Genomic DNA, 14426 nt, shown 5'->3' with positions numbered 1-14426 from the left:
AACAAGATCACATTTCTGCGCTCTTTTATTCAGTAAAACCCTAGCAAAGCTTAAGTCGTGAACACTTTCACAAAAACATTAAATTAACTTAGTTAATATAATTGTCATATTAGCTCTCTACTCTACGCGTTGATGCTAGAACAACTTCGACAGGAAAAAGGCAATCGAATGTCACGACTAGAACTTAAAAACATCTGTAAGAACTTTGGCGATTTTGTAGCGTCAAAAGACATCAGCTTTATTGCAGAAGAAGGGGAAATGGTTACCCTTCTGGGTCCATCCGGTTGTGGCAAGACAACACTGCTCAAGATGATTGGTGGATTCCACACGCCTGATTCTGGCGAAATCATCATTGGCGACGAGGTGGTCAATACGGTTTCTCCAGAAAAACGTAACACCTCAATGTGTTTCCAGTCTTATGCCTTATTCCCTCACTTGAGTGTTGATCACAATATCGCTTTCGGTCTCAAGCAGAAGAAAGTCAGTAAGCAAGATCAAATCACCCGCGTAGAAGAAGCTGTCACTCAGGTGGACCTAGATGAACACGCACACAAGATGCCAAGTGAGCTTTCTGGTGGTCAGCAACAGCGTGTTGCACTGGCGCGTGCGATGGTAACTCGACCAGCCGTTATCCTTTTCGATGAGCCTCTGTCTAACCTAGATGCCAAACTACGTGAATCGGTTCGTTTCGAAATTCGTGAACTGCAAAAGCGATACAACCTGACTGCCATCTACGTAACCCACGATCAGGCCGAAGCACTGGCGATGTCGGATAAGATTGTGGTTCTGAACAAAGGCCGTATTGAACAGATTGGTTCGCCAGAAGACATCTACTACCGTCCGGCTAACCGATTTGTCGCCGATTTCATTGGCGCCGCTAACATTATGCCTGCACAGGTGAAGTCCCTAGATCAGGACAATACCTACCAAATTGACACAGAACTGGGGCAATTCGTTGTTGAATCGGATGAGAGACCAAAAAGCGAATACATCTATGTGAGCTGGCGTCCGGAAGATGCCGAGATCGCCACCAGCGAATGTGAGAATAGCTTTGCCGCTAACGTACAGAAAATGGCCTTTATGGGCAATGTCACTGACTTGGTGCTACAGCCAGCGGAAGGTTCAACTATGGAAGTGCGAGTTCAATTACCGAAGAAGCCGGTATTTGATGATCAATCACTGAACTTCTCCATTCCAAGAAAAGGCATTCGTTTCCTAGAAGAGGTCAGCGCATGAACAAAAACATCGCAAGCTGGAAAGTGTGGCTGATGCTGCTTCCCGGCGTTGGCACCATCATGCTTTTGATGGGTTCCACCTTCTACATGGTGGTCGCACAAAGTCTGGGCTTCCACAATATGATGGGCGAAAGTGGTTTCTCCCTCACTTTCTGGCAAGAAGCATTGGCCGACGCCAAACTACACAAATCTCTGATTTACTCAGTCAAAGTCTCAGTGATTGGCGCACTTGGCGCCGTAGCGATGGCCTATCCTCTGGTACTGTGGCTACGTAAACCGTTCCCAGGCTCAACCACCATCACGGGTGTGTTAAGAGCACCTATGTTCATCCCAGGCTTGGTAGCAGCTTTCCTTCTGGTTAACGTGATCTCTTACCACGGTATTGTTAACCAGATGCTCATGGCTGTCGGCATTACAGATAAACCGATTCGTATGCAGAATGACGATTTCGGCTGGGGCGTAATCATGCTGCAAATCTGGAAACAGTTGCCATTTGCCATGATCTTGTTGGCGGGTGCAGTGAACTCCATTCGAAATGACGTGCTTGATGCTGCCTCTGATCTAGGTGCTTCAGCTTGGAGCCGCTTTAAAGGCATTATATTCCCGATCTCTATTCCATCGCTTCAGGTGTCACTGATTCTGATCTTTATCGGCGCACTGGGTGATTACTCGTTCTACTCCATCGCGGGCCCGAAGAACACCTATTCACTATCGATGCTGATGCACATCACATCGACAGAATTTATGGAATGGAACAAAGGCGCGGTTATCGCTGTGATCATAATGGTCACCGCAGTTGTCGCTGCTCTGGCTATCTCTCTATTAACTGCTCCACTCGCTCATAAGAAAGGGAGATTAAAATAATGACTTCTCTGGTATCGAAAGCTTTGCCAAACAGCAGCAAACCGAAAGTAAAAACCGCCAATGGCAAGCTGATCAATAAGATCGCCATCGGTCTGTTTATTGCGGTCAACTTCTTCTGGTTGGGTGTTCCTTTCATCATGGCACTATTGTGGTCTCTGGTTGACCCTGAGCACCCTTGGAGCTACCCAGATGTGCTTCCACAGGTTCTTTCATTTGGCCGCTGGACAGACATGTGGGAGAACTCAGGCCTAGTTGAAGCGCTGCAAAACAGCTACACCATTGCTCCAGCGGTTGCGATTCTGACCGTACTACTGGCCCTACCGACCGCTTACGCGTTAGGCCGTATCGATTTCAGAGGCAAACGCGTGGCGGAAGTCATCACGCTACTGCCACTGGTTATGCCTGGCATGATCATCGGTGTCTTCTTCAGTTCGATGTTAATTGCCCTTGATTTTTCAAACGCCTACGTCGGTATCGTTATTGGCCACACTGTTCTGGCGTTGCCTTATGCGATCCGTATTCTTTCGGCGAGTTTTAAAAGCGTACCGCAAGACTTGATCGATGCGAGCCGCGACTTGGGTGGTAACTCTTGGACGACATTCAAAAACGCTTACCTGCCAATGCTGAAGCCTGGTCTGCTAGCGTCACTGATCTTCTGTCTGGTGATCAGTATTGAAGAATTCAACATTGCCTTTGTACTGGGTTCACCGGATTACGTTACCGTTCCAACCATTTTGTACTCCTACTTAGGTTACTCCTTTATTCGTCCGAACGCGGCGGTGGTCTCTCTGATATTGGTGATTCCTAACGTGATTCTGATGCTAATTATTGAACGCCTGCTGAAAGGTAACTATCTGGCAGAGTCGACAGGCAAAGCCTGATCCATAACGAATGTACCCCTAAACATAGAAATCTATAAGAGACACAACAATGAAAAAATTGCTTCTTACTGCTGCCATTGCAGCCACTGCCGGTTTATCGACCAATGCACTCGCGTATGACCTGAACGAGATGACTTGGGATCAGATCGTAGAACAAGCCAAAAAAGAGAAGATGGTCAGCGCGTACATCTGGTACCTCCAACCAGAATTCCGCCAGTTCTTCCGCTCATTCGAGAAAGAGTACGGTATCAAAGTGCGTGTACCAGAAGGCAACGAAGCTGGTAACAGTAACAAGCTGCTTGCAGAAGGGAAAAGAGAGCAAGGTTCTATTGATGTGATGGCGCTCGATACCGTCAAGCTGCCAATGATGATGCAAAGCAACCTGGTCTACGGCCCATTGACGGATATTATTCCAGGCAGTGACAAGCTACGTACTAACTTGGTGGGTGTTGACACCCAAGGCTACGCTTATGCCTTCTGGGGCAACCAGACGGGATTTGCTTACGACCCAATGCGTGTCGATGAGAAAACACTACCTCAGTCATTTGATGACCTGACAAACTGGATCGAAACCCACCCAGAGCAGTTTGGTGTTAACGATCCGAACAAAGGTGGTGCTGGTAACGCGTTCATCCAGCGTGCCATCTACCACGTATCGGGCAACAACGACGCTTACTTCCAGAGCAAAATGGATAAGTCTTCGATGACACAGTGGTCTAAGACTTGGCAGTGGTTTGATGACCACAAAGACAACATTGTCATCACCGCATCGAACGCAGACAGCCTGACTCGAATCAACGATGGTGAAATCGCGATGGCACCAGCGTGGGAAGATCATCTTGCGGGCCTACAGAAGAAAGGAGCGATCACTAAGCGCATCAAGTTCTACATTCCTGAATTTGGTATGCCGGGTGGTGGCAACATCATCATGATGCCACAGAACGCCAAAAATAAAGCTGCCGCTGCCGTCTTCATCCATTGGATCACCTCAGCGCAAGCACAAACAGGGTTGAATACGGCCTTCGGCGCAGCCCCTCAACACCCAGACGCTGATGACTCAAACGCATTAGTCGATAAAACCCAACGAGGCTACAGCTCTGAATTCTTTACTTCAGACTACGCAACTGAAGCGAAAAAAGCGTTTGTAGAGAACGTATTAATGTAATAATTCACGCCCGGTTTCGGCCGGGCCTATTCGATTAGTCACTTGAATGACATTGATTAGTGATTAATCAAATAGAACGATTAGGTGGTGTGCTTGCACTTTGTCACGCTCTCCACCAGACGAACAATAAAATTAAACCTAACGGGTTAAGGATTGAATGTGATTGATTTTGGCTCCGATACACAGCGTCAAATACTATCGATAATCCATCGCAATGCGCCAACAACACGCGCCGCAATCGCAGAGAAGAGTGGCCTGACGCCAGCTGCGATCACGAAAATCACCAAGAAGATGCTCGATGATGAGCTAATTCAGGTAACGGGTAAACAAAAAGGTTCACGCGGTCAGCCGGGCATTGAGCTGGGTATTAATCCAAGTGCCGCGTACAGTCTCGGCATCAATATTGAACTTGAAAAAATCAGTATTGAATTGGTCGACTTTACCGGGGAAAGCGTTTTTTCCCGTGCAATTCGCGGCATTTTCTCTGATCCTGAATCGGCCATTGATGAACTCTCTGACCTACTTCAGGTGACGTCTAGAGCATTTGCCGAAGAATTCGATAAACTGATCGGCATCGGCATGACCACCAGCTGTAACTTTGTTCAAGGCAGCAACAGCATCACCATGCCACCGCATCTGAAAAAGTGGGAAGACATCGATATTCCTAAACGTATCGGCCAACATTTCAACTGCCCGTGTTGGATAGATAACGATGGTAACGCCGCCGCACTGGGGGAATCTGTGCGCTCTAAACGTGCTCGCCATGCGAACTTTTTCTACCTTTATCTTGGCTACGGGATTGGTGGCGGCCACTTCTTCAATGGCCAGACTTATCGCGGTGCAGGCGGAAACGCGGGCCGTATCGGTAAATTATTCCCAGATCGCAACAACCGTCCTTCTCTCTCTTGCTTGTATGACTACTTAGGCATGTCAGAGCCGAGCCCACATCGCGAAGAGATTCTGTCGACCTTGTTATCGAAGAATCCAGAAAAAGTCACCGAATGGAAGAAAAACGCGCAGCAACAATTGGTGTCTGCGCTGCAAGCCATTCGTGCCATCTGTGACCCAGAAGAGATCATCGTCGGCGGTCTGTTGCCACCAAAACTGGTTCAGGAGCTACACACCGCCAGCATGGAATCACTGCAACACTATCTGGAAGACGAAGAAACCATGCCCAATATCACTCCCGCTACCTTGTCAGGTGACAAGATGGCGGCGACGGGGGCAGCCATGATTCCGCTCTACCAACTGGCTTACTCCGCGGCCTAACCGACCCTATAGGGCGTGATTGATCACGCCCTGCCTAAATTCTGTTCCTAAGCGTGTAAAACACCCATGAAAAATCAGACACATAGCCCGAAAACCAACCAAATTTCAACCGATGTGTGCCAAAAGCTCTCGGCAGAGCACTGGAAAACGCAGACGATCGCACCCGGTGCCTACTTCAATCCCAACGCACTGACAGGATTCAAAATGGCACAGGGCCCGCTTGGTAATCCGCTCCACCCTAATACAGAGCCAACATTTGAAGCAGACCTGAGTGAGCTGTTCGAGTCAACTCAACAGTCACAACCAGAAATTGAACTCAAACGCGTGCATTTTCAGATGCCAGCGATCAATCCAGAATCACTGCCTGGGCCGCAAGATTACACGCAAGTAGAAGAGCCACAACCACTTTCCACTACCTCAGTAACTCTCGCATGGGTGAAACAAGAGAAGCTCAAGCAGACTAGCATCGGTTATCACTTTGAGGGCAACCAGCTCGCTAACCTGAGAGACCGGTTGGCTGAGGGCAAAGCCTTTCGCGGCTTAGTGGGCAACCTTGGTTACTTCATGACGAAAGAGCTCAACGTCGGCAACCATATCTGGTCACACAGCAGACGCTACCCTGCCTCGGAACATCAGTTACCGGAAAGGCTGGCTTACCTCGGTTTTTACTACTTTGGCGATGCTAAGGGACAAGTCGAGAGTGCGGGTTTTCAGAGCGCGCATAGTGCTGGTATTGGCGTGAAACATAGCGGCGAAGTCAAGATTCTACCGGCCATCCAATGCCATGCGTATGATCTCACTATCGCAGGGCAAACCCTGAAAGTTGAGAACATCAACCCAGCATTAGACAAGGTCGATCAACACGATATTGCACTCTTCAATGTCAACTTTCCGCTCAGCCACAAAGGGCCATTAGTCGAATTTTCTCCTATGCTCCCGCTTGAAGAGCGCGTCAATGTTTTCATTAGTAACCAAGGAGATGGCCAGCGTCCGCACGAGCATGTCGTTAAGGTGTGGCGCGGAGAATGTCCATTGCCATCCTTTGGCGTGGTGCTCTCAATCAAGTCTTGCCTGTTTGACGCGCTTTACCCACATGGGTTGGAGACAAATACACCTGTCTCGGTCACGCCATACTCTCACCAATGTGATTTCGCCGAATATGCACAAATTCTTGCCGGACTGGTGCCATCCGTAATCGACGGCCAAAGTATTGTCCCGACTGGCGCAGCATTTACGGCTCAGCAAGCAGAGCAAGCCCTTGATGAGGTGGCAAACACTGACGCGCCTCTGTCACGTACAGGCAAAGAAACCAATAACTTTGATGCCATCATCCGTGAACCGGGCGGCTTGTTTATCGAAACAGAAAACCATGTGGGCTATCTTCTGTTTGATGGCCGCCATGAAATGAGTGTTGGAGTGAACATTGTCGATGTAGCGAATTTAGTCAGCCGTTTGTCTCAGTCTGATATTGACCTGTTTGACGGTGAGACGATACGCAATGCCATATCGATTGACGGTGGTTCAGCAATGAAAGCCTACGCAGTCAACGTCGGTAACGGCACTGTCTCAATGGATATTTTAAACCGCGTTGCTGCGGGCAGTCGAAATGCTCCCGGCAACGACACACAAGGGTTAAACCTTTATTCAACAGTTGTAATGGAGCTATAAGTCATGCGAATTTTGTTAACCCACTATCGTGTCGGTGAAACCGATGGTGTGTCACTAGAAATGGATAAATGGAAATGGGCACTGGAGCAGCAGGGTCACGACGTCTTTTACATGGCGGGTAGCTCTGGCAGTGTGGAAGCAGAGTGCATTGATGCGCTACGTTACGAAGACGAGCTGAACGCAAAAATCACTCAGGATGCGTTCATAGCGCCAACCTACTTTGAAAGCGAAGAAGCGTTGCTGGCCGCGATTTACGGCCAAGCGGAAGAGATCGCGACACAAGCAATAGCGATTATCGAAAAGCTCGACATCGACGTGATTGTTCCCAATAACATCTTCGCTGTTGGCCACAGTTTGGCCGCTGCGATTGGACTAGAAAAAGCAGTAGAAAACACAGGCGTCAAAGTAGTCAATCATCACCATGACTTCCACTGGGAACGCGAGAAGTTCAGCCAGCCTTGTTACCCGAGTATCCAACGTATTCTCGACAAGCACTTTCCTCCGCAACGTCCACAGGACAAGCACTGTGTCATCAACCAGTTGGCAAATGAATCTCTGAAAAATGCGACGAGTTATGACTCAACAGTGGTACCGAATGTCTTCGACTTCGATGGTTGTGATTGGAAAATCGACGACTACAACCAAGATCTGAGAAGCGAATTCGGTATTCGCGAACAAGACATCGTTGTCTTACAAGCAACACGCATCGTGGCTCGTAAGGGGATCGAGCTGGCCGTCGACCTGATAGCTAATCTTCAGAAAAAGCTACCACAATGGGTAGGTAAGTCGCTGTATCGTGGACAAAAAATTGAATCTGATAGTCGCATAATTCTCGTGTTAGCGGGAATGAACGAAGAAGACGAATACTACGACAAACTCAAAGCGAAAGCTCAGCAGATGAACGTTGAGCTACTGGACATCAACCACCGTATCGAGCATTCACGTGGTGATAAAATCGGCATCAAACAGTACTCTCTTTGGGACGCCTACGTTCACGCCGATATCGTCACCTACCCAAGCTGGCTCGAAGGCTGGGGGAACCAATTCCTAGAAGGTTTGGTAGCCAACGTTCCTCAGGTGGTCTATCGCTACCCGGTGTACAAAACAGATATCGAACATTTTGGCTTCCATATTATCGACCTCGGTGATGAGCTAAGCTGGGATGACAACAACCTCGCACAAGTCTCTTTGCAGCGCATCGGTGCAGCCGCAGAACAAACCGAAGCATACCTATTCGACACAGCCCTACGTCAGCAGCACATGCAGGAGAACTACGCCATTGGTCAGAAACACCTATCGTACAAGGCATTGAGCGACATTCTGGCGACGGTATTCTAAACCTATAGACACAAAAAACGGGCCTTTTGGCCCGTTTGTTACTCTTCCCACATTAAACTGAAACGGGAACGGGTGCTGGCGTCGCGGATTTCACCGCAAATTCATGGCCATCCAATAACCCTTTGCCTTTCTTCAATTCATTCAAGCGCGCATTGACCACACCATCTTTACTAGTGAAATCAATCTTATAGCTATCGACATACTCCTGGACATATTTACTCGATAGAGATTTAAGCTTATCGATATAAACGACCGCTTTATCAAAGTCACCTTGCGACACGACTTCAAGCTTAGGTGTCAGCAACTGAGCAAACTTATAGGGGTGGCCGACAAAGCCACTGCCCATCACCAGAGCCGCGACAACAGGCGTGGTAATCACCGCACTCTGGAACCATTCCGAGAACATTTTATGATCATTCACTAAGCTGCTTGGCGCAGTACGGTTATTCCACTCTTTCTTAGCACGTTTAACAACTTTGGCCAGAAGGCTACGTTGAACAAAGAAGTCCACCAGTTTGATAATACGCTCAAGAATACTGGTGATTAAGCTGATCAATGATCCTACCCCTGCGGCAGCATCACCTGCTGCCTGAAGGCCAATACCAGCAACACCCATAGTAAAGTCTTTGATTCCCCCCAAAGCACCTTTTGCAGAGTGGCGCGCCAAAGCATTTGAAATGATGCTCGGGTGACCACCCAGCAGCTCAACGCCACGGCCGCGGTAGATTTGTGAAATCAGGTCTTTGGATTTCAGCACTGACTTTTTCGCCGCAGAGTAAAGCCCAGATGCACTTTGTACATAGCCCCACCCCGGAATGATATTGGAGAAGGTACCTGCGAATTCACTCGCCAGCCAAGTTCCGACTTCAGCGAGCCACTCGATGCCATGCAACAAGTCACCATAGATGTTCTTCACTTTATCCAGCAAAGAACGGAAGAACTCGGAGAATAGTCGTTTCAGCTTCTCCTTAATCGCTGAAGTGATCTCACCTACTTTATCCGCCGCTTTTGACATCTTTTTCGCGACCTTGCTGTTTTTCAGCTTAGTCATGGTATCGGTTTTATTCAGCAGTCCCATTGCCGCATCTTTAAAGTCAACGAAGGGCTCAGTTCCGACCACAAAGGCTTCAAAAAAGTGCGCGTTGGAAATCTTCGCCACTTTGGTAATTTCGGTACTGGCTAGCATGTACATCGCACCCATGCGAGCATCGGCCATCTGTGCGACCTGAACGCCCAGTGCTGTGTTCTTGGTTTTACCAAACATTTTGTCTTTAATCAGACGCTTTAATAGTTTTATCTGCATGCAAACCTCTGCCCAAACGATAACGACACATAAATTACTTATGCCAAAAGTGATAATTACATAAACAAGATAAATAATAGCGAGTTTTATCAATTATGTGGTCTGTTTTGCTACTTTAGTTACAAAAGACTTATAAAAACTACGGATTAATATAGAAAGTATAGTCAAGAGCTAATAAAAAAAGCCCCGCAAGTAAGGACATTACTCGCAGGGCCAAGGGCAGTTAGGTAAAGCTGGAATCAGGTTGTTAATTGAGACCAACGAAGAGAAAGCTTTTCAGTGATCCGATCAAATTTGGGGGCCAATATATACAGCATCAGTACAAACAAAACCGAGCCGACGAGATCTATCGGTCGGTGCATTCCCAGCCAAAGGCGACTGTATGCCATACCTACCGCCCACACACTCAGTGCAGCGGCCAAACCATAGCGTCTTTTTTGAATAAACAGATTGCCAAAAAACGCCAGACAAATTGCAGCGAAAATCGTGTGGCCAGAAGGGAATGAGTAGTCTTTCTCGCCTAACCAATGGCGAGTTCGCCACGAGCTCACGCTATGAGAAATATCATCGATCACATGCTGCTGTTGGACGGTGCTCAGATTGTAAAAGTGGGATGGCTGTGGGATCAGCAATTGGTGCGTTAACAGCTCAGTGTATGGGCGAGGGCTTTCTGTAGCTTGCTTTAGCGCCGTTTTGCTGGCAAAACCGATCAGAAGGATCAAACCAAGCTGAGCCATTTTACTTAGCCACTCAACACGGTTAGGGATCAGCTTCCACGAGATCGCTACCAAAACTAATAAGGTGAAGAGAAACCCTTTAGATCCCGCGGAATCTGTCAGCAACGTAAATGTCAGACCAAGTGGGTAGGACACTGAGCTCAATAAATCGATATGGCTAACCAACAGACTCATCGGTGCAATAACCAAAAGAAATACACCCAGAAGCCCAATACCATATTGTTTTTCGATCAGAAAATTCTTCACCGTGACGTCCCACACCGAATCAGTAAGATGCTGAATATTAGTCGACGTAACGTGGAAAATTTATCAACTCAATGTCAATTCGGTGAAAGATCGAACCGGCTTGCCTATGTAATCACAAACAGCTATTTCATGTAAAAATATTCACTTAACGGACATTTATAAAATCTATTGTTTGATCCGATTTTTACACACAATATCAACCTGAGAGGGGTATGGCTCCAACTCGAAATGACGTAAAATCCCTTTAATATCATCCCCCCTAAGCCTAGCCACTGCATAGTCATAATATGGCGGGTCTAACACTTCTTTAAGTCGGTATTCACCTTTACTCTGACGTGTCAGTATCAAAGTATACGGCGCAAGATTAAACGCTGCCGCATCAGCCCCAGAGACGATTCTTATCTGCGGATTCTGCTCAGCAAACTGATTGAGGAAATACGCCCAATCACCATACCACTCTCCTGCCAGTTCCGGGCTTTCCCCGAGCACAGCAACGATCTGGTCAGCCGCATAATCTCGACAAACAGGCGGCAATGAATCCACTGAAGAAGAAGTGACAGCCTGACAGCCACTAAGTGAAGCAGCCCCAAAGACCGCTGTGATGAGAATCGTCGATTTCATTGCAACCTAACTTTTCTTACGTACTGGAATATTCAGATACAGCTTATTCTCAGGGTCAGCATCGTTAAAGCCAGCTGGGTAGAGTTCGAAGTCCGGCTTTTCCTCATATTCATAAGCGCTTTTCGGTAACCAGCTGCCCCATATATAACGCAGTGTTTCTTCCAACTGGGCAATTGGCCCTTTATGGGTAAAACGAGCGTAAGTCTGCTCTGGCATCTCACGCGTGATCATACCTTCTGGCACTTGTTCGAAATTCTCTACCCGAGCGGAACAGATATAGACAAACGTCGTGCCTTCCTCAGCCTCTTCATATGACTCATAAATACCGAAAAACTCATCGCCCACGCGGTTTGCAATAGTGTCTCGGTATGGTGCAAACCCCGACCACAGACGAGGCAGACTGAGGTCTTCATCTGTATATTGATTGGCGATTCCCACCAGCTTTATGGCCGGCTGTGTAATGATTTCCGGCTCCATGCTAATACGATTCTGCAGAAAACTGAGATCATCTTCGTTAATTTGATTTTTATACAACAAACGGAAAGGTTCGTTCATTTTTCGGTATTGCGCAGGCGTCATGTTAAACAGCGCTTTGAATGCACGTGTGAACGCTTCCTGTGAATCAAATTGACAATCCATAGCAAGATCCAGAATGCCGACTTCTTCTGTGAGCAGGCGCTTGGCAGCCATTGTGAGACGGCGCTTACGCAAATACTCTTTAGGTGTGTCTCCGACCAAAGCTTTAAATACCCGACTGTAGTGATAAGTGGAGTAATGAGACGCAGCGGCGATCTGATGAACAGAAATTTTGTCGTACAAGTGCTGTTCTATATATTCAATACTTTTAAAAAAACGCTGCATTTCATCCTCCTAACTTATCTGTTTGTAATGTTAGAGTTAAACGGTAGTAGGTTCTACCCATTCACCACCCACTTGTTCAAATAAGTTTTCCACCGCAGGTTCCAGAATCATCCCTTCCATTATCAGATTAAGCACTGGTGCTACTAAGCTGACATTCTTGTGGAAGTAATGGCGCCACGTGACCAATGAGCCACCTAAACCATCAGATTCAACCGTAAACAGCGATAAAGGCTCTGTGATAGGAAACGAAACTGTCGAACGCTCCATGTCAATCGTATAAGCATAGGAGCGCTTATTTTTGTCATAGTAAACAATGTCTTCATACAATATCTCATCGTCCAAGCTGCAACTGCGCACCGAATGCGTGCCCATCGCTAACGGTCCATTGAGTGACTTGGAGTTATCCATCTCAGGGTTCTTGATGCCCGTAAACCAAGTTGCCAGTTGATCAATTTCAGACACCAGTTCAAAGGTTCGATCCGGCGATGAGTTGACCCTGAACATCAGGACAATTTGCTCCGGCGCACTGGTCACAGAACGAATATCAAACTCGTTCACAGTGGTGGAGGTGTGATCATACTGAGAGGTGTACTGTGGCGCGCTGCCTTCCGGCGCAATGGTTGAACATGCTCCAAGCAACACCGTACCTGCCACTAGCGCTATGTTTCCCAAAGGTTTGATCGAGTTCATTTTCTTCATCTTAATGCCCTTTCATCCCTATCATTATTGCGTGTAAGCCGCTGAGCTTTGTTGGTTAGGCAGTGACTGCTCGGAATAGGTTTTCAAACCATTGAGTAATTTGCCAAATGCACCGGGAATCGCTAAGCGGAGCAGTGGGTAGAATGGATAAGCGAAAAATTTAAGTTGCGGTTGGGCATACCAAATTACTTCGGATTTGTTGGTTCCAAGAGAGCGAACCGTCATTTGCACCTGATTCTTTTTCACTGGCACAATGGCTGGCACATTGATGGGCGTAATTTCAAACGTCAGAGATTTGTTTGCTTCGTTGTACTGTGTGATGACTTCCTTTGCTTTAGCGCCATTTGGATTCTTACTCAGGTTGCAGATGCGGCCTTCCATCGGAGCCCCGGTTGAGCTATGACCGGTTCCAATTTCGTACGAATGTGGGATCGGGTCCATCCACAGGTGGGCTTTATCAAATTGATGAGCAATCAGGTCCCAGACTAGTTCTGCAGGTTTGTTGATCGTGACTGTTTTAGTGATTTTCATAACATCTCCTTAATTTGAGCGGGTTTGCTCTCTTCGTTGCCTGAGATGTAATTTAGAAAATCCACTCCACGCTTTTTTGATATTTCTTGCTATGTTGAGTGGGGTGATAACCATAACTTTGCTCACACTGAGTTGAGAACAATAAATGGAATCAAAAAAACCTCGCTGATGAGCGAGGCTTATTAGAGGTTAAATCTAGGGTTAGGCTTTAGCCACCGTCTTTACCATATGCGCATTGAAAGGTGCATAGAAGGTCGCCAGCTTCTTCAACCAGCTTTCAAAATCCTTACTCGGCACTTCAAACTCACCATAGTTAGGTTCAAAAATATAGACGGTGTCGTTATCCGTTTTCAAGCTGCCTTGCTTCGGTGATAAAGAACGATAAAAAGCAATAGTGTGTGCACCGGCAGCACCCACAACGGCTCCTGGGAACCAGAAAGAATAGATAAAGCCAGCGTGCTGCGGCTTAGTCACTGCCTTTACAATATTTTTGATATTAAAGTGGGTGTAATCATACAAGAGTGCGGTTTCTTTTAAGCCACGCAGTGAAATCATCATCCTGTCTGCAACCTGATAAGATGCCCCACCTTCCGACCAACGGGACGCAAACGTCTTCTGTAAAACCGGGTTACCTGCACCATCACGAGCAGATAAACGCTTCATGCGTTGCTTAGCGTCGCCTTTTTTCTCGAACATAAAGCTAAGCCACTCGATACTGAAGTTATGACAAGCACCATTCGTTGCTGCAGCGGATGTCCCTTTCTTCGCCTTCATCACATCCACCTGCGAAAAGTTAGCAACAATTTTGTCCTTCATATTTCCTCTCCAACCTATTGATGTAATTAATGATATTATTAGAATCTATCTAGTAAAAATAGCAACTAAGAGAGTAGTGACCTAATTATTTTTTAGAGTAAATAGTCTCTCCCACATCTCTAACATCGGAATCAATTCGACGAGGCAAGCAAGTAACAGGCATAAAAAAGCCCCGCCAAAAGGCGAGGCTTC

14 protein-coding genes are annotated in these 14426 nt (G+C 47.1%); 7 read left to right on the top strand and 7 right to left on the bottom strand.

Annotation, left to right across the window (positions count from 1 at the left end; translation table 11 throughout):
* The first annotated feature begins 168 nt into the window (after positions 1-168).
* The 7 genes from VIC_RS11750 to VIC_RS11720 all read left to right on the top strand — a co-directional run bounded on the left by VIC_RS11750 (position 169) and on the right by VIC_RS11720 (position 8420).
* Entirely contained in the window at positions 169-1236 is a 1068-nt protein-coding gene (locus VIC_RS11750; protein ID WP_006960028.1) for an ABC transporter ATP-binding protein, read from the top strand.
* On the top strand, positions 1233-2099 hold the full coding sequence (locus VIC_RS11745) for an ABC transporter permease (protein WP_006960027.1): 867 nt from the start codon (positions 1233-1235) through the stop codon (positions 2097-2099). The genes VIC_RS11750 and VIC_RS11745 overlap by 4 nt, the downstream gene beginning before the upstream one ends.
* Positions 2099-2980 carry an ABC transporter permease gene (locus tag VIC_RS11740; RefSeq protein WP_006960026.1) on the top strand — a complete coding sequence of 294 codons (882 nt, stop codon included), beginning with the start codon at positions 2099-2101 and terminating at the stop codon, positions 2978-2980. The genes VIC_RS11745 and VIC_RS11740 overlap by 1 nt, the downstream gene beginning before the upstream one ends.
* A 49-nt stretch (positions 2981-3029) precedes the next feature.
* Positions 3030-4145 (top strand): extracellular solute-binding protein, encoded by a 1116-nt coding sequence (locus VIC_RS11735; protein ID WP_006960025.1) that lies wholly within the window; start codon positions 3030-3032, stop codon positions 4143-4145.
* Between the two features lie 159 nt (positions 4146-4304).
* Positions 4305-5414: an ROK family transcriptional regulator gene (locus VIC_RS11730; RefSeq protein ID WP_006960024.1), complete on the top strand. Its 1110-nt coding sequence runs from the start codon at positions 4305-4307 to the stop codon at positions 5412-5414.
* Positions 5415-5480: 66 nt separating this feature from the next.
* Positions 5481-7082, top strand: coding sequence for a hypothetical protein (locus VIC_RS11725; RefSeq protein ID WP_039951854.1), 1602 nt, complete (start codon positions 5481-5483; stop codon positions 7080-7082).
* Between the two features lie 3 nt (positions 7083-7085).
* Positions 7086-8420 carry a glycosyltransferase family 4 protein gene (locus tag VIC_RS11720; protein ID WP_006960022.1) on the top strand — a complete coding sequence of 445 codons (1335 nt, stop codon included), beginning with the start codon at positions 7086-7088 and terminating at the stop codon, positions 8418-8420.
* A 52-nt stretch (positions 8421-8472) separates the two neighbouring features.
* On the opposite strand, the gene VIC_RS11715 is transcribed toward VIC_RS11720, so the two are convergent.
* The 7 genes from VIC_RS11715 to VIC_RS11685 all read right to left on the bottom strand — a co-directional run bounded on the left by VIC_RS11715 (position 8473) and on the right by VIC_RS11685 (position 14234).
* The gene (locus VIC_RS11715) at positions 8473-9723 is read right to left on the bottom strand and encodes a hypothetical protein (protein WP_006960021.1); all 1251 of its coding nucleotides are present in this window, start codon (positions 9721-9723) and stop codon (positions 8473-8475) included.
* Between the two features lie 239 nt (positions 9724-9962).
* Positions 9963-10706 (bottom strand): phosphatase PAP2 family protein, encoded by a 744-nt coding sequence (locus VIC_RS11710; RefSeq protein ID WP_006960020.1) that lies wholly within the window; start codon positions 10704-10706, stop codon positions 9963-9965.
* A gap of 165 nt (positions 10707-10871) precedes the next feature.
* Positions 10872-11327: a hypothetical protein gene (locus VIC_RS11705; RefSeq protein ID WP_006960019.1), complete on the bottom strand. Its 456-nt coding sequence runs from the start codon at positions 11325-11327 to the stop codon at positions 10872-10874.
* A 6-nt stretch (positions 11328-11333) separates the two neighbouring features.
* Complete coding sequence (locus tag VIC_RS11700) at positions 11334-12188, bottom strand: AraC family transcriptional regulator (protein ID WP_006960018.1); 855 nt, start codon at positions 12186-12188, stop codon at positions 11334-11336.
* 36 nt (positions 12189-12224) lie between these two features.
* Positions 12225-12887 carry an SRPBCC family protein gene (locus tag VIC_RS11695; protein WP_006960017.1) on the bottom strand — a complete coding sequence of 221 codons (663 nt, stop codon included), beginning with the start codon at positions 12885-12887 and terminating at the stop codon, positions 12225-12227.
* A gap of 24 nt (positions 12888-12911) precedes the next feature.
* Positions 12912-13418: an SRPBCC family protein gene (locus tag VIC_RS11690; RefSeq protein ID WP_006960014.1), complete on the bottom strand. Its 507-nt coding sequence runs from the start codon at positions 13416-13418 to the stop codon at positions 12912-12914.
* Between the two features lie 201 nt (positions 13419-13619).
* The gene (locus VIC_RS11685; protein WP_006960006.1) at positions 13620-14234 is read right to left on the bottom strand and encodes a YopT-type cysteine protease domain-containing protein; all 615 of its coding nucleotides are present in this window, start codon (positions 14232-14234) and stop codon (positions 13620-13622) included.
* Positions 14235-14426 lie beyond the last annotated feature (192 nt).

It is taken from the genome of Vibrio coralliilyticus ATCC BAA-450, from assembly GCF_000176135.1.
GTDB lineage: Bacteria > Pseudomonadota > Gammaproteobacteria > Enterobacterales > Vibrionaceae > Vibrio > Vibrio coralliilyticus.
Note: the sequence above shows the minus strand (reverse complement) of the source record. Positions and strands in the feature narration are given on the sequence as shown.

Excerpts from the sequence above, each read along its gene's own strand:
- VIC_RS11750 (WP_006960028.1), top strand. The coding sequence starts at position 169 with ATGTCACGACTAGAACTTAAAAACATCTGTAAGAACTTTGGCGATTTT.
- VIC_RS11745 (WP_006960027.1), top strand. The coding sequence starts at position 1,233 with ATGAACAAAAACATCGCAAGCTGGAAAGTGTGGCTGATGCTGCTTCCC.
- VIC_RS11740 (WP_006960026.1), top strand. The coding sequence starts at position 2,099 with ATGACTTCTCTGGTATCGAAAGCTTTGCCAAACAGCAGCAAACCGAAA.
- VIC_RS11735 (WP_006960025.1), top strand. The coding sequence starts at position 3,030 with ATGAAAAAATTGCTTCTTACTGCTGCCATTGCAGCCACTGCCGGTTTA.
- VIC_RS11725 (WP_039951854.1), top strand. The coding sequence starts at position 5,481 with ATGAAAAATCAGACACATAGCCCGAAAACCAACCAAATTTCAACCGAT.
- VIC_RS11720 (WP_006960022.1), top strand. The coding sequence starts at position 7,086 with ATGCGAATTTTGTTAACCCACTATCGTGTCGGTGAAACCGATGGTGTG.
- VIC_RS11715 (WP_006960021.1), bottom strand. The coding sequence starts at position 9,723 with ATGCAGATAAAACTATTAAAGCGTCTGATTAAAGACAAAATGTTTGGT.
- VIC_RS11705 (WP_006960019.1), bottom strand. The coding sequence starts at position 11,327 with ATGAAATCGACGATTCTCATCACAGCGGTCTTTGGGGCTGCTTCACTT.
- VIC_RS11700 (WP_006960018.1), bottom strand. The coding sequence starts at position 12,188 with ATGCAGCGTTTTTTTAAAAGTATTGAATATATAGAACAGCACTTGTAC.
- VIC_RS11695 (WP_006960017.1), bottom strand. The coding sequence starts at position 12,887 with ATGAAGAAAATGAACTCGATCAAACCTTTGGGAAACATAGCGCTAGTG.
- VIC_RS11690 (WP_006960014.1), bottom strand. The coding sequence starts at position 13,418 with ATGAAAATCACTAAAACAGTCACGATCAACAAACCTGCAGAACTAGTC.
- VIC_RS11685 (WP_006960006.1), bottom strand. The coding sequence starts at position 14,234 with ATGAAGGACAAAATTGTTGCTAACTTTTCGCAGGTGGATGTGATGAAG.